Annotated in this window: 16 protein-coding genes; 7 read left to right on the top strand and 9 right to left on the bottom strand. The window is 69.0% G+C overall.

Annotation, left to right across the window (positions count from 1 at the left end):
- Positions 1–12 precede the first annotated feature (12 nt).
- Positions 13–552 carry a hypothetical protein gene (locus tag ASF51_RS05695; RefSeq protein WP_055926364.1) on the bottom strand — a complete coding sequence of 180 codons (540 nt, stop codon included), beginning with the start codon at positions 550–552 and terminating at the stop codon, positions 13–15.
- Between the two features lie 161 nt (positions 553–713).
- Here ASF51_RS05695 and ASF51_RS05690 point away from each other — a divergent pair, with 161 nt between their 5' ends.
- From ASF51_RS05690 to ASF51_RS05680, 3 genes are read left to right on the top strand one after another with little or no spacing between them, the layout of a single operon-like run.
- On the top strand, positions 714–1,760 hold the full coding sequence (locus ASF51_RS05690; protein WP_162236924.1) for an efflux RND transporter periplasmic adaptor subunit: 1,047 nt from the start codon (positions 714–716) through the stop codon (positions 1,758–1,760).
- Complete coding sequence (locus ASF51_RS05685; RefSeq protein ID WP_055926359.1) at positions 1,757–2,476, top strand: ABC transporter ATP-binding protein; 720 nt, start codon at positions 1,757–1,759, stop codon at positions 2,474–2,476. The genes ASF51_RS05690 and ASF51_RS05685 overlap by 4 nt, the downstream gene beginning before the upstream one ends.
- Positions 2,473–3,738: an ABC transporter permease gene (locus ASF51_RS05680; RefSeq protein ID WP_235497148.1), complete on the top strand. Its 1,266-nt coding sequence runs from the start codon at positions 2,473–2,475 to the stop codon at positions 3,736–3,738. The genes ASF51_RS05685 and ASF51_RS05680 overlap by 4 nt, the downstream gene beginning before the upstream one ends.
- 9 nt (positions 3,739–3,747) lie before the next feature.
- Here ASF51_RS05680 and ASF51_RS05675 read toward each other — a convergent pair whose 3' ends face one another.
- The 5 genes from ASF51_RS05675 to ASF51_RS05655 form a co-directional block, all read right to left on the bottom strand.
- Positions 3,748–5,085 (bottom strand): esterase family protein, encoded by a 1,338-nt coding sequence (locus ASF51_RS05675; protein ID WP_055926352.1) that lies wholly within the window; start codon positions 5,083–5,085, stop codon positions 3,748–3,750.
- The gene (locus tag ASF51_RS05670; RefSeq protein WP_157412020.1) at positions 5,069–7,528 is read right to left on the bottom strand and encodes a DUF2156 domain-containing protein; all 2,460 of its coding nucleotides are present in this window, start codon (positions 7,526–7,528) and stop codon (positions 5,069–5,071) included. Before ASF51_RS05670 ends, ASF51_RS05675 begins: the two co-directional genes overlap by 17 nt.
- Before the next feature lie 142 nt (positions 7,529–7,670).
- The gene (locus ASF51_RS05665; RefSeq protein ID WP_055926345.1) at positions 7,671–9,146 is read right to left on the bottom strand and encodes a serine/threonine-protein kinase; all 1,476 of its coding nucleotides are present in this window, start codon (positions 9,144–9,146) and stop codon (positions 7,671–7,673) included.
- An 11-nt stretch (positions 9,147–9,157) separates the two neighbouring features.
- Positions 9,158–9,415 carry a DUF6458 family protein gene (locus ASF51_RS05660; protein ID WP_055926343.1) on the bottom strand — a complete coding sequence of 86 codons (258 nt, stop codon included), beginning with the start codon at positions 9,413–9,415 and terminating at the stop codon, positions 9,158–9,160.
- A gap of 168 nt (positions 9,416–9,583) precedes the next feature.
- Complete coding sequence (locus tag ASF51_RS05655) at positions 9,584–10,171, bottom strand: TetR/AcrR family transcriptional regulator (protein ID WP_055926338.1); 588 nt, start codon at positions 10,169–10,171, stop codon at positions 9,584–9,586.
- 97 nt (positions 10,172–10,268) lie between these two features.
- Here ASF51_RS05655 and ASF51_RS05650 point away from each other — a divergent pair, with 97 nt between their 5' ends.
- Together ASF51_RS05650 and ASF51_RS05645 are read left to right on the top strand one after the other, a co-directional pair.
- Positions 10,269–10,658 (top strand): DUF1304 domain-containing protein, encoded by a 390-nt coding sequence (locus ASF51_RS05650; RefSeq protein ID WP_055926335.1) that lies wholly within the window; start codon positions 10,269–10,271, stop codon positions 10,656–10,658.
- A gap of 79 nt (positions 10,659–10,737) precedes the next feature.
- Positions 10,738–11,715, top strand: coding sequence for a zinc-binding dehydrogenase (locus ASF51_RS05645; protein WP_055926332.1), 978 nt, complete (start codon positions 10,738–10,740; stop codon positions 11,713–11,715).
- A 16-nt stretch (positions 11,716–11,731) separates the two neighbouring features.
- Here ASF51_RS05645 and ASF51_RS05640 read toward each other — a convergent pair whose 3' ends face one another.
- Entirely contained in the window at positions 11,732–13,033 is a 1,302-nt protein-coding gene (locus tag ASF51_RS05640; RefSeq protein WP_055926329.1) for a hemolysin family protein, read from the bottom strand.
- A gap of 161 nt (positions 13,034–13,194) precedes the next feature.
- Entirely contained in the window at positions 13,195–14,082 is an 888-nt protein-coding gene (locus tag ASF51_RS05635) for an aldo/keto reductase (RefSeq protein WP_055926326.1), read from the bottom strand.
- Positions 14,083–14,255: 173 nt separating this feature from the next.
- Between ASF51_RS05635 and ASF51_RS05630 the strand changes: the two genes are divergently transcribed.
- The gene (locus tag ASF51_RS05630) at positions 14,256–15,224 is read left to right on the top strand and encodes an aldo/keto reductase (RefSeq protein WP_055926323.1); all 969 of its coding nucleotides are present in this window, start codon (positions 14,256–14,258) and stop codon (positions 15,222–15,224) included.
- A 72-nt stretch (positions 15,225–15,296) separates the two neighbouring features.
- Positions 15,297–16,157 (top strand): aldo/keto reductase, encoded by an 861-nt coding sequence (locus ASF51_RS05625; protein ID WP_055926320.1) that lies wholly within the window; start codon positions 15,297–15,299, stop codon positions 16,155–16,157.
- A gap of 2 nt (positions 16,158–16,159) precedes the next feature.
- On the opposite strand, the gene ASF51_RS05620 is transcribed toward ASF51_RS05625, so the two are convergent.
- Positions 16,160–17,047 (bottom strand): LysR family transcriptional regulator, encoded by an 888-nt coding sequence (locus tag ASF51_RS05620; protein ID WP_055926317.1) that lies wholly within the window; start codon positions 17,045–17,047, stop codon positions 16,160–16,162.
- Between the last annotated feature and the right edge of the window lie 22 nt (positions 17,048–17,069).

The following is a 17,069-nucleotide window of genomic DNA, read 5'->3' as shown; positions in this document are numbered from 1 at the left end:
TCCTCGGGTTCCTCAGGCACCCGGTCGATTCATCGACGGCGCAAGGCTCTCGAGCACGGCGCGGGCATTGTCCTCCGCCGTCAGGTCCCTGGCGTCTGCGAAGAGCCGCACGGCGTCCTCTGCGCGGGCGCGTGCCTCCGTGTCTCGACCGTCTTTGACGGCGTGGCCGGCGAGCAGCAGAGCGGCCCGTCCCGCGTAGCGCGCATCGTCCGTGGCCTCGGCCAGGCGGTGGAGCACGAGGGCGAGCTGCGCGCTCGCGCTGCGATCCGGCCGGTCGAGTTCTGCCGTGGCCCGCATGTACAGGGCGAACATCAGTGCGTCGAGGATCACATCGAGCGACGAGTCGACCGGCCCGAGAACCGGAAGGCTGGGTCCCTTCGCCGTATGAAGCCGAAGCTGCCACTCATCGTCGACGACCTGCAGAACAGCGGAGTGCGGTGAGCCGGTGCCCAGATCGAATTCTCCGATGTCGTCGCCGAAGAGCGGGCGCCAGCCGAGTTCGGTCGAGCGACGCGACAGCCACGCTTCGACGGAGCGCAAAGCATCGTTCACCGGTTCCACTGATCCCGCCCCTTCCCTACCGACTCTAATCTCGCATGCGGTGCCCGCGCGATGCTGCATGCGTTGGAACCTCGAGTTCCATGATGATCGATCAGACCTGCAATAGTCAGGGTGGTACCTTGATGCGGGGATACGCGAGTGAAGGAGAAGGCGTGGGCTTGGTTCGAAAATGGGTCTTCCCCGTAGTGCGCATCCTGCTGATCGCAGCGATCGCCGTGGCTCTGGGCAAGCTCGCCTTCTTCCCCGACAAGACAGAAGACGTGTCGGCCGTTCCCACAGGGGAGATCGTCGAACCGGTCATTCCCGTCGCTCTGGGCACCATCGTGAACGATGTCGTCGTTCAGGCGACCGTCTCGGCAGACCCCGCAACGCCCCTCAAGTCGACCGCCGCCGGCACCGTAGACGAGATCTTCTTCGCCCAGGGCTCGACGGTCGCCGCGGGCGACGTCGTCTTCGACGTCAAGGTCGAGATCGTGCGCGCGCCCGAAGACACGATCGACGAGGAAGGCAAGACCAAGCCCCCGATCTACCGCTACGAGCAGGTCGTCGCGCCGGCGGCGGGCGTGCTCAGCTCGCTGAGCGTCATCTCCAAACAAGACGTGACGATCGGCATGACGGCCGGGCAGATCGCCCCGCCCACGTTCTCGGTCTCGGGTTCGCTGCAGCCCGAGCAGCGTTACCGGCTTGTCGATCAGCCGACGGATGCGTCGATCGCCATCACCGGCGGACCCGCGGCTTTCACCTGCACGGGCCTGCGCATCACCACTCCCCTCGCCGGCAGCGAGGGCGACGGATCGACCGGCGGCGACACGACCGGCACAGCCGGAGCATCCGGAACCGGCGGCGGAGGCGGCGGCTCGACCACCACGGTGAGCTGCCCCATCCCCGGCGACGTCACCGTCTTCTCCGGGCTCGCAGCCCAGATGACCATTGCGGGGGGCAAGGCCGACAACGTTCTCGTCGTGCCGACCACTGCGGTGCGCGGTGCCGCGCAGAGCGGAACCGTCTGGCTCTCGCTGGCCGACGGCAGCACCGAGGAGCGCGCCGTCGGCCTCGGCCTCAACGACGGGAGCCAGGTCGAGATCACCGGCGGACTGGTGGAGGGGGACCAGATTCTGCAGTTCGCGCCCGGCGCGTTGGCCGACCCCGCAAACTGCCCGCCGGGAGCGGTCGACTGCGGCGCGGTCTCGGTGAGATGAGCCTGCTCGAACTGCGCGACGTCACGCGCACGGTGATCCCACCCGACCAGCCGGCCCTGACGATCCTGAACGGCGTCGACCTCACGGTCGAGCCGGGCGACCGCATCTCGATCGTGGGCCGTTCGGGCTCGGGCAAGTCCACGCTCCTCAACCTTCTCGGTCTGCTCGACATGCCGACGAGCGGCCTCCTCACCTTCGACGAGAAGCCGGTCAAGTCCTACTCGGGAGCGGCCCGCGACCGGGTGCGGGGAGCGCAGATCGGCTTCGTGTTCCAGCAGTTCAACCTGCTCCCGGGCAGAACCGCACTCGAGAACGTGGCCATGCCCCTGCTCTATGCCGAGGGCAAGGCGTTCTGGCGCCGAAAGAAGCTCGCGGCCGACATGCTCGAGGAGGTCGGCCTCGGAAACCGCATGGACAGCATGCCCGACCGGCTCTCCGGCGGCGAGCAGCAGCGCGTCGCCATCGCCCGCTCCCTCGTGCGCGGACCGCGCCTGATCCTGGCAGACGAGCCCACGGGCGCGCTCGACCTCGACACCGGCAGCTCGGTGATGCAGCTCATCGACGACGTCGCCACCCGAACGGGCGCCGCCCTCGTCACGATCACCCACGACCCGGCCATCGCGAGCCGGGCCCGCGACCACTTCCGACTCGACCGGGGTGTGCTCACGCGCGTCGACGAGGTCGAGCTCGCCACGGCATCCGAGGCCCTCTCGTGAGGCGCGCGTTCACCAGCCTGGTCGGGGCGGTCATCGAGGCGTGGCAGGAGCTGCGCGTGCACCGCACCCGTGTGCTGCTGTCGCTCATCGGAGTCGCCGTCGCCGTGTGCTCGCTGACCACCGTCGTCGCGCTCGGCGACATCGTGCAACAGGCGAGCGAGGAGCTCAGCGAGAGGCAGAGCGGGCGGCCCGCCTCCCTCTACGTCTCGGCCTACAGCAACGACGGGGCCCCGGTCGATTCGAGCACGATGGATGCGACGTGGACCGAGACGCTGGCCCGGTACGACATCGACTACGGCAGCCGGGTGCTGCAGACCACCCAGGCGGTCCCCTTCACCACCGGCGTCGTGCAGGTGCAGACGCAGGCCGTCGACCAGCCCTACGGTGAGATGCATCGGGTGCGCCTCACCGAGGGCGCCTGGTTCGGTCCCGACGACGACGCCCTGCTCGCCCCGACCCTCGTGGTGAACCAGATCTTCTGGGAGCGGCTCGGCAGTCCCGACCTGCTCACCCACCCGACCGTCGAGCTCGGCGCCCAGGGCGGCAGTCCGGGCACCACGGCCGTGATCGTGGGCGTCTACCCGGTGGCCAGTTACGAGACCGAACCGGCGATGTTCATGCTGGTCGACCACCTCGCTGCGATGGAGGCCGCCAGCTCCACGGTGACTGTCGAGGATCCGTATGCCGGCTCGACCCAGTACGAGATGTGGGTTCCCCCGGCGATCTCCGATCAGCTCATGGAGATCGTGAAACGTGACTTCTCGTCTGCGCTCGCGACCCCCGGTGGCGGAACCGGCGGCATCCAGGTCGACGTCTACCGCCAGGACTATGCCCAGTACGGCGACGACCCCTTTCTCGTGACCAAACTGGTCGTGGGCGGAATCGCCGTGCTCGTGCTGCTGCTCGGCGCGCTCGGACTCGTGAACATCGCGCTCGTCACGGTCAAGCAGCGCGTGCGGGAGATCGGCATCCGGCGCAGTTTCGGCGCGACGGCCGGGCGCGTGTTCTTCGCCGTGATGATGGAGAGCGTGGTGGCGACCATCGCCGCCGGAGCCGTCGGCGTGATCGCGGCCATCCTGATCGTGCAGAACCCGTTCACCATGGACCTCGTGGGCCAGGGACTCGTCAGCGACTTCCCTCCGTTCCCTGCCGAGGCCGCGCTGCTCGGCCTCCTGGCGGCCACCGTGGTGGGCGCCCTCGCCGGCCTGCTGCCCGCCCTGGTGGCCGTGCGGGTGAAGGTGATCGACGCCATCCGGTACTGAGCCGGCCCGCTAGCCCGTCGCGCTTGCCGTCGAGGCGCCGCCCAGTCCCCAATGGTCGGCGATGAGCTGCAGCCCCTGCTCGAAGACGTACGCCCACGTCGTGGCGTCGTGCGCGCTGCCCTGCGCCTCGATGTAGGTCGAGGTCATGCCGGCGGCCTGCGCATCGGCATAGATCGCCTTCACCTGCGGCAGGAACGCCTCGTCGTTCGAGCCCACGCCGAAGACCGCGAACGTGTCGTCGTAGGGTCCGTGCTTCTGCATGATCGCCGCGGGATAGGCGGCCTGGTAGCGGGCGAGGCTGCCTCCGAACGCGGCGTCGGCCGTCTTCTGCGGGTCGCCGATGCGCGGATACTCCTCTCCCGACGCGTCGAGGATCACGCCGAAGAGATTCGGGAAGGCGGCTCCGAGCTGGATGGAGCACGTTCCTCCCTGCGAGAGCCCGCCCACTCCCCAATAGTGGGGATCGTCGATGACGTTGAGGTTCGTCTTGATCCAGGTGGGCACGTCGACCGTGAGGTAGCTCTGCGAGTTGCCGAGCGGCGAGTCGACGCACATCGGGTTCTCCGTGGGGTCGCCGAGCTGATCGGGCGAGACCACGATCGGTGCGAGGCCGTTGTGAGCCGCCGCGTAGGCGTCGAGACTCGCCTCCAGCTTGTCGGTGATGAGCGGATCCTGGGGGCTGCCCGGCTGGCCCGACATCATGATGAGCACCGGCAGCTTCGGCGGATCGGTGGTGAGTGCCGCGGGGGGAAGATAGACGATGGCCGGCCGTGCCGGAAAGCCCGATTCGGATGCCGGGATCGTCACGGTCGTCAGGGTTCCGGTCTTCGGCATGGTCGCCGGCGCCACCCACGCGTCGAGCGACGATGACGACGCCGAGGGCGTGGTCGCGGGCAGGGGCTGCGCGGACTCGTCCTCGATCGCACTGATGCCGAGCGCGCTGCGCACCGTGGGGTACTGGCCGAAGTCGACGTTCACGGCCATCGCCGTGGTGAGCACGAACAGAACGAGCGCGAGCGCCGACGCGACCACGCGCATCCAGGATGCGCGTCGCATCGAGACGATCGCCACACCGAAGGCGGCGAACCCCGCGGCGATCCAGACACGCACGACGGGGGTCAGGTCGGCCCCGAAGAGATCGAGACGGTCGGAGAGGAGCCAGGTCAGCCCGAGTCCGAGGAGCGCGCCCGCCGCTGCGGAGACCCCGACCGCCGTGAGCCAGCGACGCCGCGTCCACCGGCGGCCGGGCCGACGGGCCACGAGCAGCACGACCGCCGCGAGCGCGAGCGCGTAGACGGCGACGAGCACCGGACCCTGAGTGATGCCCAGATCAAGAAGCCGGTTCACGATGCACCTCCTGTGTCGCCTTCGGTCTCAGATCCCTCAACAGCCTGCTCACCTGCAACACCGACAGCTGCGGAAGGTAGCACCGGCCGATGGCCGCTCCTACCGCCGGGAGGTCGGTGGTGTCGGGGTAGATCAGCCAGAGGGGAACGAACTGCGGCTGGAACTTCTTCTTGAAGTTCAGCAGCGAGCGGAACCCGTAGGCGGGTTCGAGCGACCGGCCGACGTAGTCGAGCAGCTGGGCCACGACGCTCGCACGCACCTCGAGCTGCGACGACTCCGGGGCGGCGTTCGCGAGCGGTGCACCCGACAGGCTCAGCAGGTCCATCCCGTCGCTCTTCGCCTGCTCGACGGCCGCGGCGATCACGAACTCCATCGTTCCGTTGGCCGCATCAGGGCGGCGCCGCATGAAGTCGAGGGTGTAACCGCAGACCCGCGGCCCCTGCGCCCCGTCCTGGGTGGCGTACAGCGGCAGCCAGCTCGTGACGGCGACGATCGTGCCGTCTGCGTCGACCGCGAGCATCAGGCGCACGGCCGGATCGGCGAGTTCATCGATGCCGCCGAGCGTGAAGCCCATCTCGGGCAGGTTCTTCTCGGCGACCCAGGCCTCGGAGATGGCCTGCAGCTGAGACCTCTGCAGCAGCGACAGGTCCTTCCACGACGTCCACTGTGCTTGCACGCCGGCGCGCGCCGCCTTGTTCACGGCCGTGCGGATGTCCTGCCATTTCTTGCCGGTCGGGTTCCAGTCGCGGGGGCGCAGCACGGCCTCCTCCGCCACCTTCAGTCGCTGCCAGCGCAGGGCCGCGAAGGTGTCGAGTGCGTCGTCGTCGACCCCGTAGAACGTCGCGGTCCAGCCGTGGTCCCCGCAGAAGCGCACGAACCTCTCGACGACGCGCGGGTCGGCGAAGGCGGGGCCGAACGGACCGCCGACCGCCACCGCGACGAAGCCCTGCACCCTGTAGGCCACGGCGGCATCGACCTCGGGATCGAACCAGTAGGAATTGCCCGACCAGGTCGACATGAACGACATGGTGTGCCCGCCGCCCCTGGTCAGAATCGCTCGGGCGCGCACTCGGTCGTCATCGCCGGCCACGGAGGTGCTGCTGAAGACGAGCAGACAGGATGCGACGACGACCGCCGCCCAGAACAGAGTCGACGGCAGGTGCCACAGCGCGATCGCCCCGCGCGTCGACGGAACGAAAGCGAGTCCGTCGGAGGCCACGAAGGTCGGAGGCACGAGGCGCAGCGGGAGCGCGCGGAGAAGGTCGAGCACATCCACCGTCGGCGTGAACTGGTCCCTGATGGCCAGCGATCCGAGGACGGACAGCAGGGCGGCGCCGACGAGCGCGCTCCCCGTGATCACGAAGAACCGCCTGACGCTCGAGGGGGAGGTTCGCACGTCGACATGCCTGCGCAGCAGAATCAGCAGCAGGGCGCTCGCAAGCGGCAGGATCGCGCAGAGCGCGCTCCCCGTGAGGGTCTGCCAGATGTAGGGGTCGACCTCCTGGTTCGACTCCTCGGCGATCATCGTCATCGTCTCGGGCTGGATCACCACGAAGACCGCCACCATCACCGCAGACATCATGAGGTGGATGCCCACCGCCAGCCACAGGGCTGCCCGCCGGCCCCGCAGAATTCCCCACGCGGCGATGACCCCCACCGCGACGGGGAGAAGGGCGATGAGGGCGCCGCGGGGGTGGTGCTCGTCGATCGCGAGGAGCCCGTAGATCGACAGCAGCCCGCTGCCCGAGCCGATCAGTGCCGCCACGACCGGGCCGATCGCGCCGACGGCGACCACCGTCGCCAGCAGGGTGCGGATCTCATGGTGCGAGCTGCGCACCAGCCGGAACCTCGAGCGCGAACCGCCGAGCATGAAGCCGAGCACGAGCCCGACGGGCACGGCGACGAGCGAGTAGAAGTCTCCCGCCCCGCCGGAGTACAGGAAGAACGTGACGGCGAAGAACGACGCGCCCAGCCGCATCCGGCGACGCCAGAGGGCCGAGGCGAACGAGCTGGCGGCCATGGCCGTGCAGATGACGCCCGTCGCGGGAGACAGCGCGTCGATGGAGGGGGCGTTGAGCGGCAGGAACCCCAGGTAGGTGCTCTCGACCCAGCTGAGGGCGAAGCCGATGAGACCGGATGCGGCGCTGCCCGCGACGTAGGCGACGACCGTGCGCCAGCTGCCCATGAGGCGCTCGGCGGCGCCCACGACCGCCACGATGAACGGAACGACGAAGATCAGCGCGCCGCCGCCATCGACGGCGAGGAAGGCGGTGATCAGGCCCCACCAGCGGTGGTGCCGGAAGACGTCGTCCTGGCCGGTGGCCAGCAGCTGCCAGCCCCAGTCGTAGGTGCTGGAGGCGAATCCGACGATGCTCAGCACGATCACGGCGATGCAGCACAGCACCGTCACGGGCCGACGGAGCATCCAACGAACAACAAGCACGACTACCTCAGATCACGGGCACGCGCATCGACAGCGCCGCTGAAGAGTATCGAGGCGAAGTGAGGAAAAACCCTCTCTGGCGCAATGCATGAGAAACCCGAAGCGAAGGCTCGGCTCGCGCTCTGCGATCTGTCAGGATCGGCTACTTGGCCTTGTCCTTGCCGTTGCCACCCTTGCCCGGGTTCTCGTTGCCATTGCCGTTGTTGCCAGTGCCGTTGCCCGTGCCGTTGTCGCCGGGTCCCGGCGGGGTGACGGGTTCGGATGTGACGCCGGGCTCGGATGTGACGCCGGGCTCGGGCGCCGATGGCTCGGGCTGCACGGGGGTCGTTTCGACCGGCTCCTGCTCGGCCGGATCCGTGACGCTCACCGGCTCCTCGCTGGAGGGGTCGTCGCCCGTGGTCGAATCCTCTTCGGGCGCGGCGGGCGCCTCGGAGGTGGATGGGGTCGTCGCCGGAATCGGCGACGAGTCGGCACCCATGAGCGACGTCAGGACCAGAACGGCCCCGACGATCGCCGCAGCACCGAGGCCGGCCAGAAGCAGTCCCCATCGGCGCGATCGGGGTGGACGGGGAGAACGGGGTGGCGGACCCGACGACGCCGTCGCTCCGAAAGCGACCGTGGGCAGGTCGGACGCCGTGGGGAAAGCGACCGTGGGCAGGTCGGACGCCATGGGCAGGCCAGACGCCGTCATCACCCTGGTCGGCGTGGCTTCGACGGCAGGCACGTCCGACATCGTCATCGCATGGGTCGACGCCGTCGACTCGACGGCGGCCGCCCCTTCGGACCGAAGGTCATGCGAGGCGGCCACCACCTCGAGCGCGGTCGGGCGCTCCTGCGGGTCGCGCGCGGTCATCGCCGTCAGGAGCGACTTCCACCCGTACCCGAGCGAACCGGGAATGTCGGGGTCCTGCGTCAGCCTGGCGAGCGCGGCTTCGTGCACGACCGGCTGACCGAAGACGCGCTCGCCCGTGAGAGCCTCCAGCAGCACCAGGCCGAGCGAGTAGATGTCGGACGGCGGCGCGGGTTCGGAGCCCCTCACCTGTTCCGGGCTGAGGTAGGCAGCCGTGCCGAGCAGGGTTCCCGGAGTGGTCAGGCGCGACGACCCGACCAGATGAGCGATGCCGAAGTCGGCCAGAGTGGCCGTGAACTCTTCTCCCGGCGTCAGCGACCGCCGCAGCAGCACGTTCGCCGGCTTGATGTCGCGGTGCACGACGCCCGCGCTGTGCACCACGTGCAGGGCCTCGCCCAGGTCGCGGGCCATTCGTGCCGCATCCACCGCTGAGACGGGGCCATCCGCGATGCGCGTTCGCAGCGTCGGGCCGTCGACGTACTCCATCACGAGGTACGCGTCTCCGTCGCCGTCGATGCGCGCGTCGTACAGCGTGACGAGCGAGGGGTGGTTCAGCGCGGCGAGGAGGCGGGTCTCCGACGTCTTGCGGCCGAGATCGGCAGCTTCGGAGTCGCGGAAGAGCTTGACCGCGACCGTGCGCCCCAGGGTCTCGTCGGTCGCCCGGTAGACGACGCCCATGCCGCCGGACCCCACGCGCGACTCGAGGCGGTAGCGGCCGCCGAGCAGAGGATTCGACGGAAGCCGGCCGTCGCTCGAACCGTCTGCCATATCGGGTGCGCTCAGACCAGCGGGTCGCTGTCGCGCGTGCTGCGGGTGACCTGTTCGCCGCTTGCAGGATCGACGGCCGAGCGGGTCGTCGACGTCGTCTGGCGGCGGCGCAGCATGAAGATGAGGCTGATCAGGAACACGACGACGCCGGCGCCCATCAGGATGTACCCGATCAGGCTGAGGTTGACGACGCCACCGAGGTCGATGTTCACCGCGAACGCCAGCACGGCTCCGATGACGACCAGTGCGATTCCGCTTCCGATACCCATGGGTATTCCTTTCGATCTGCGCTGGCGCGAGGTGTCCGCATCAGCGCACGGCACAGCGCTCGATCCGGGTGTGGATCAGAGCCGTCGAACCGATTTGCCCATGTCTATCACTCTCGGAGCGGTGGTGATCGGGGCTTGAAGCGGCGTTGTGACTAGTAGTAGGCGGCGTCAGCTCGATCCCGCGACGACCGCGGCGAGCGCCGCGTCGAGCATCGCTGCGGCACTCGAGGAGTCGACCCGCACGATGGCCATCGACGCGAAGACCAGCCCCGTCACGGTCGTCGTCAGCATGTCGGCGGCCCCACGTGCGAGCTCGGGCCGGCGGGCCGCGACACCGGATGCGACGGCCGTGCGAAGGTCGTCGCAGTAACGCGTGACGACCGTCAGCAGCGCGGCCTCGTGCCCCAGCGACGAGCCCGTGGCGTTGAGCAGCAGGCATCCGTTCCTCGCCAGGGCCGTCTCGTGGTCGACCATCGCCTGCCGAAGACCCCGCAGGTAGGTCTCGAGCGCGTCGGGCGCGACATCGGGCGCACGCAGCGGCGCCAGGCGGGGGCGCACCACGTCGTCGAGATACGACTCCACGGCGGCGTCGAAGAGACCCCGCTTGCTGGTGAACGAGTGATAGATGCTCGACCTGTTGAGGCCGGTCGCCTCCTCGAGGTCGGGCAGGGAGGTGTCCTCGTAGCCGCGGCTCCAGAAGACACCGCGCGCGGCGCGCGCCACATCGACCTCTGCGAACGAACGCGTTCTTCCCATGACCCGGCTCCTTCCGACCTGACGATGGCTACGACCTGACAATCGCGGTCGATTGAGTCTATAGTGAAACGGTCAGTTCAAAAAAAGGACCTTAATCATGATCATCGCCGCCGTCGTGCTCGCCGCACTCGCCGCCGCCCTGCACGTCTACATCTTCTTCATGGAGTCTCTGGCGTGGGATGGCCCGGCCGCCCGCAAGACGTTCGGACCGGCATCCACCGCAGAGGTCGAGGCGACCCGCTCGCTCGCCTACAACCAGGGCTTCTACAACCTCTTCCTCGCGATCGTCACGGTCATCGGCATCGTGTTCGTTCTCGTGAGCACCTCGCCGGTCGGCCCCGCGCTCATGCTGGTCGGCACCGGCTCGATGCTCGCGGCGGCGGCCGTGCTGTTCCTCTCTACGCCGTCGAAGCGGTCCGCCGCGATCCGGCAGGGCGGAATCCCCCTTCTCGCGGTGATCGCAACGATCATCGCGCTCGCCGTCTGACGGCATCCATCACCACCCGCACTCCATCAACACCGGCCCTGCATCGCCAGCGCCAGAACCACAGAAAGTCGAGATCATCATGCGCGCCCTCATCCACAACGAATTCGGAGACCCCGCAGAGGTCCTCACCGTCGAGACCGTCGCCACCCCGGAGCCCGGTGCCGGCGAGGTGCGCGTGCGCACCCTTCTGAGCCCCATCCACAACCACGACCTGTGGACGATCCGCGGCACCTACGGGTTCAAGCCCGAGCTGCCTGCCCGGGCCGGAACAGAGGCCGTGGGCGTCATCGACGCTCTGGGCGAGGGCGTGACCGGCCTCGAGATCGGCCAGCGCGTGGCCACCGGCGGCACCTTCGGCGTGTGGGCCGAGTACTTCGTCGCCAAGGCCGCCGGGCTCATCCCCGTCGGCGACGCGATCTCCGACGAGGTCGCCGCGCAGCTCGTGTCGATGCCGTTCAGCGCCATCAGCCTGCTCGACACTCTCGACCTGGCCGAGGGCGACTGGCTCGTTCAGAACGCCGCCAACGGTGCGGTCGGTCGACTCGTCGCCCAGCTCGCCGCGGCCCGGGGCATCAACGTGCTCGGCCTCGTGCGCCGCGCGGCCGGAGTCGACGAGCTGAAGGCCCAGGGCATCGGCAACGTCGTCGCCACCGACACCGAGGGATGGCGCGACACGGTCGCCGAGATCACCTCGGGTGCCGCGATCACGGTCGGCGTCGACTCGGTCGGAGGATCGGCCGCCGGCGACATCGTGTCGCTGCTCGCCGAGAACGGCCGACTCGTGGTCTTCGGGGCGATGAACTCCCCCGTCATGGAGATCCCCTCCGGCCCCGTCATCTTCAAGAGCATCTCGGTCTCGGGATTCTGGGGCTCGAAGGTCATGGGCGGCATGGACGGCGCGAAGCGCGCCGCCCTGCTCGGCGAACTCGTCACGCGCATCGGAGACGGCTCGCTGACGCTTCCCGTCGAGAAGATCTACTCCTTCGACGAGGCCCGCGAGGCGGCTGCCGCGAACTTCGTCGCGGGCCGCGCCGGCAAGGTGCTGCTGCGCCCGTAGCCTCGGCTCGCCGCCGCTACTCCGCCTCCGCCGCCCGTGTGGGCGTCGTCAGGGTCGGGGTGTAGAGCAGTTCGGAGATGCGGCGGCGGTCCATCGCCGCCACCTGCAGCGTGCCGCCGTCGACCTCCACGCTGTCTCCCACCACCGCGAGACGGCCGAGCCTCTCGACGACGAAGCCCGCCACGGTGTCGGATGCCGCGGGCGGCAGGGTCACGCCCGTCGCCTCCTCGAAGTCCTGGAAGTTCAGGCGCCCGTCGACCGAGCCGCCCTGCTCCATCATGGCCGCGGCCGCGGTCTCGGTGTCGTACTCGTCGAAGATCTCGCCCACGATCTCCTCGACGAGGTCTTCGAGGGTGACGATGCCGTCTGTTCCGCCGTACTCGTCGAAGACGACCGCGATCTGGTCGCCGGATGCGCGCAGGCCCGTGAGGGTCGGCAGCACGCCGGCGGTCGACGGAATGTAGGGAATCGGTCGCATCAGCTCGCGCAGCCCGGTCGACGAACTCGACGCCTCGTACAGGTCGCGCACGTGCACGAAGCCGACGATGTCGTCGATCGATGCGTCGACGACCGGAAACCGCGAGTACGGCAGCGCGCGCACCGACTCGAGCGCGTCGGCGATCGAATCGTCGACGGTCAGCGCCACGACCTCGGGGCGGGGCCGCATGATCTCACTCACCTGCCGGTCGCGCAGCGAGAGCACGTCGTCGAGCATGCGCCGCTCGTCGTCGGGCAGGCCCTCGTGGCTGGTCACGATCTCGCGCAGCTCCTCGTCGGAGAGCTTGTCGCCCGTCTTGTTGGGGTCGCCGCCGAGCAGCCGCACGACAGCGTTCGTCGACACCGACAGCAGCCAGATCACCGGCCGCATCAGGGTGGCGAAACCGCCGAGCACGGGCGCGACGGCGTACGAGAACCGGGCGTTGTGCTGGATGGCGAGCCGCTTGGGCACGAGCTCCCCGAGCACCAGCGACAGGTACGCGATGAGCAGGGTCAGGATGATCGTGGCGGTGGTCGAGGCGGCCGCGGCCGAGAGGCCGAGGTTCTCGAGCAGCGGCGTGACCGACGGAGCGATCGACGACGCCCCGTAGGCCGCCGACGCGAAGCCGGCGACGGTCACGCCGATCTGCACGGCCGAGAGGAAGGTGTTCGGATTGCGGGCCAGCCCTGCAACGGTTTTTCCACGCCTGCCTCGCTGGGCTATCGCGTTGATCTGACTCTCGCGCAGGGTCACCAGCGCCATCTCGGTGGCGGCGAAGACGCCGCCCACGAGAACGAAGACGATGACGAGAACGATGCTGACGACGAGTTCGCCGTTCATCGACGGACCTCCGCCGCCTGATCAGGGTGCACGCCCGGGGTCACCCGGGCGCCGGATCGGTGATGGTCGGATTTACTCGCAGACGATGTCATGCCCACGAGCATAGGGATCGCACCTCGGAGAACCCCCACAGTCAAACGGGTCCCTCCCCGCCCCGAGCCTCAGTCTTCGGAAATGGACCTGTCGAAGAGGGCCGGGCGGAAGACATCCGGATCGGGCCCGCTGCGCACGCCCGTGTCGAGGGCGTCGATCCGGGCGATCTCGTCGTCGCTGAGCTCGAAGTCGAAGACCTCGAAGTTCTCGGCGATGCGAACGGGGTTCGTCGACTTCGGGATCGCCGAGCGGCCCTCCTGGATGTGCCAGCGCAGCATGACCTGGGCCGGGCTCTTGCCGTGGCCTTCGGCGATGGATGCGATGGTCTGGTCGTCCATCACGCTGCGGCGCTCGTCGCCCCAGCCCGGGTAGAACGTGATTCCCCCGATCGGAGACCACGCCTGCGTGAGGATGCCGTGTTCGGCGTCGGCGCGCTGCACGTCGGGCTGGGCGAAGTAGGGGTGCAGCTCGACCTGGTTCACGGCCGGAACGACAGTCGTGGCCTCGAACAGCCGGTCGAGGTGCGCCGGCGTGAAGTTGCTGACCCCGATCGCCCGCACGCGCCCGTCGGCATACAGCGTCTCGAGGGCCTTGTAGGCGGCGATCGTGGCGTCGAAGCGTGAGGGGATCGGCTGGTGGAGGATCAGCAGGTCGAGCTGGTCGACGCCGAGCTTGCGGGTCGCCTTCTCGAAGGCGTGCAGGGTCTCGTCGTAGCCGTAGTCGGTGACCCAGACCTTGGTCTCGATGAACACGTGTGAGCGATCGACTCCCGAGCGGCGCAGGCCCTCGCCGACCTGGCGTTCGTTGCCGTAGGCCGCAGCGGTGTCGATGTGCCGGTAGCCGACGTTCAGGGCGGTCTCGACGGCGTTCGCCGTGTCTTCGGGCGAGCTCTGGAAGACGCCGAGGCCCAGGGAGGGAAGGGTGACGCCGTTGTTGAGGGTCAGTTCAGTGGTCATGGCTCGACGCTACGCCGCGCGCTCCTCGCGAGGGAGGCACTGCCTCAACCCCTGACAGCGTTACCCCCCAAGGCCGTGCGATGGAGAGCCTGCACGATTGAGAAGGGCGAGGCGTCAATACGATCGGGGTTCCCTGTTGGACAGGCCGGGGCGACGGCGCGCAGGCTGGAGCCATGGAATACACACACCTCGGACGAACGGGCCTTCGCGTCTCGCGCGTCGTGCTCGGCACGATGAATTTCGGCCCGCAGACCAGCGAGCCCGATTCGCACGCGATCATGGATGCCGCGCACGCGCAGGGCGTCAACTTCTTCGACACGGCCAACGTCTACGGCCAGGACCTCGGCCGCGGCGCGACGGAGGAGATCGTGGGCCGCTTCTTCGCACAGGGCGGCGGACGCCGCGAGAAGACCGTGCTCGCGACGAAGCTCTACGGCGACATGAGCGCCTACCCCAACGACGGCAAGCTCTCGGCGCTCAACATCCGGCGCGCGCTCGACGCGAGCCTCACCCGGCTGCAGACCGACTACATCGACCTGTACCAGTTCCACCACGTCGACCGCGCGACGCCATGGGAGGAGATCTGGCAGGCGATCGAGGTCGCCGTGCAGCAGGGCAAGATCCTCTACGCCGGCAGCAGCAACTTCGCCGGCTGGCACATCGCCCAGGCCCAGGAGGCCGCCAAGGCACGCCACTTCACCGGCCTCGTGAGCGAGCAGTCGATCTACAACCTCATCGTGCGCGACGTCGAGCGCGAGGTGCTTCCGGCGGCCCAGGCCTACGGACTCGGCGTCATCCCCTGGTCGCCACTGCAGGGCGGGCTGCTCGCCGGCGTGCTCGACAAAGAGGCCGACGGGTCGCGTCGCCGCTCGCGTTCCGACGACGAACTCGAGAAGCTGCGCCCGCAGCTCGAGAAGTACGAGGCGTTCGCCGCCGAGCTCGGGCACTCGCCCGCCGAGCTGGCCCTCGCCTGGCTGCTGCACCAGCCCGCGGTGACGGCTCCGATCACCGGGCCGCGCACGATGAATCAGCTCGACACGGCCATCGCATCGGTCGACATCACCCTCGACGAGGATGCCCTGGGTCGGCTCGACGAGATCTTCCCCGGCCACAAGACCTCCCCCGAGGACTACGCCTGGTAGTGCGCCGTTCCCTGAGCCTGTCGAAGGGCAGCATGCTCACCCCGCGCACTCTCACCATCTGAAAGGAACCCCATGAAGCAACGCACCATCGGCGACATCTCCGTCAGCGCCATCGGACTGGGCGGCATGCCCATGTCGATCGAAGGACGCCCTGACGAGGAGCGCTCCATCTCCACCATCCACGCCGCCCTCGACGCGGATGTCACCTTCATCGACACGGCGGACGCCTATCACCTCGCCGCCGAAGACGAGGTCGGCCACAACGAACTGCTCATCGCCAGGGCGCTGAAGAGCTACGGCGGCGACACGTCCGGCGTTCTGGTCGCGACCAAGGGCGGCCACCTGCGGCCCGCGTCCGGACCGTGGGCGCAGAACGGGCATCCGGACTACCTCAAGCAGGCCGCCGAGGCCTCGGCCAAGCGCCTGGGCGTCGACGCGATCGGCCTCTACCAGTACCACCGGCCGGACCCGTCGGTTCCGTACGCAGACTCGATCGGCGCGCTGCGCGAGCTTCTGGATGCGGGCACGATCCGCATGGCCGGCATCTCGAACGCCGACCCCGATCAGATCCGTCAGGCGAACGAGATCCTGGGCGGTCGCCTCGTGTCGGTGCAGAACCAGTTCTCGCCGAAGTTCCGGTCGAGCGAGAAGGAGCTCGTTCTCGCCGACGAGCTGCGCATCGCGTTCCTTCCCTGGAGCCCTCTCGGCGGCATCACGAATGCCGCGTCGCTGGGCGAGAGCTACGAGGCCTTCGGTCGCATCGCCCGCGACCGCGGAGTGACGCCGCAGATCGTCTGCCTCGCCTGGGAGCTCGCGAAGTCGCCGCAGGTCATCCCGATTCCGGGTGCATCCCGCCCCGAGTCGATCACGAACTCGGCCCTCGCGGCCGACTTCGAGCTGACCGCCGAGGAGTTCGCGGCCCTCGACGCGTAGCGCTACGCGGCGGGCTTCAGCGCCGGCTGCCGCAGGCGCCCCACGAGGGCGGCGGCGGCCGGTGCGGCCTGGCGCGGAACGGCTATCGCGGTCGTCCAGACCAGCGCCTCGTGCGTCACGGGAACGGCGCTCAGCAGTTCCGGCCTCTTGAACGCGAAGTGAGCGGGAACCACGGCCACGCCGAGCCCGTAGCCCACAAGATCGAGCAACGACCCCACGTCTCCGACCTCGAGCTCGACCGAGTGCGTCAGCCCCTCGTCGGCGAACGCGCGGTCGGCGAGCACCCGGGCCGCCCACCCGTCTGCGAATCCGACGAACGTCTCGTCTGCGAGGTCGCCGATCTCGACCCGGCCCCGACCGGCGAGCGGGTGATCCGGGTGGCACAGCACCACGAAGCCCTCCGACGCGATAGGAAGCAGCTCGACCGTCGCCGGAACGACACCGCAGTCGGCGACCAGCGCGAGGTCGAGCAGCCCGCCGGCGACCTGGTCGATCAGCTGCGTCGATCCGGCGAATCCGAGCCGCACCGACACGGCCGGGTGCGAGCGCCGGAAGTCGGCGAGCTCCCGAGGCAGGTGCACTCCCCCGAGACACTGCTCGGTTCCGATGCGCAGGGCCCCGCGCAGAACGCCCCGCACGGCGAGCACGGCGTCGCGGGCGGCGGATGCGCTGGCGACGGCCCGCTGGGATTCCTCCAGCATCGCGGTTCCCGCGGGAGTCAGCTGCACGCGCCGGGTGCTGCGGGTGAACAGCGTGGTGCCGAGCTCGGTCTCGAGGGCCCGGATCGACGCGGACAGCCCCGACTGCGAGATCTGCAGGGACTCGGCGGCACGGGTGAAATGCTGGTGCTCGGCGACGGCGACGAAATGCTCGAGTTGGCGGAGTTCCATGAGACTTAAAGAGTACTGCTCG

The sequence above is a fragment of the Agreia sp. Leaf283 genome (genome assembly GCF_001422485.1).
GTDB lineage: Bacteria > Actinomycetota > Actinomycetes > Actinomycetales > Microbacteriaceae > Agreia.
This window is presented reverse-complemented; position numbering and strand designations above follow the sequence as displayed.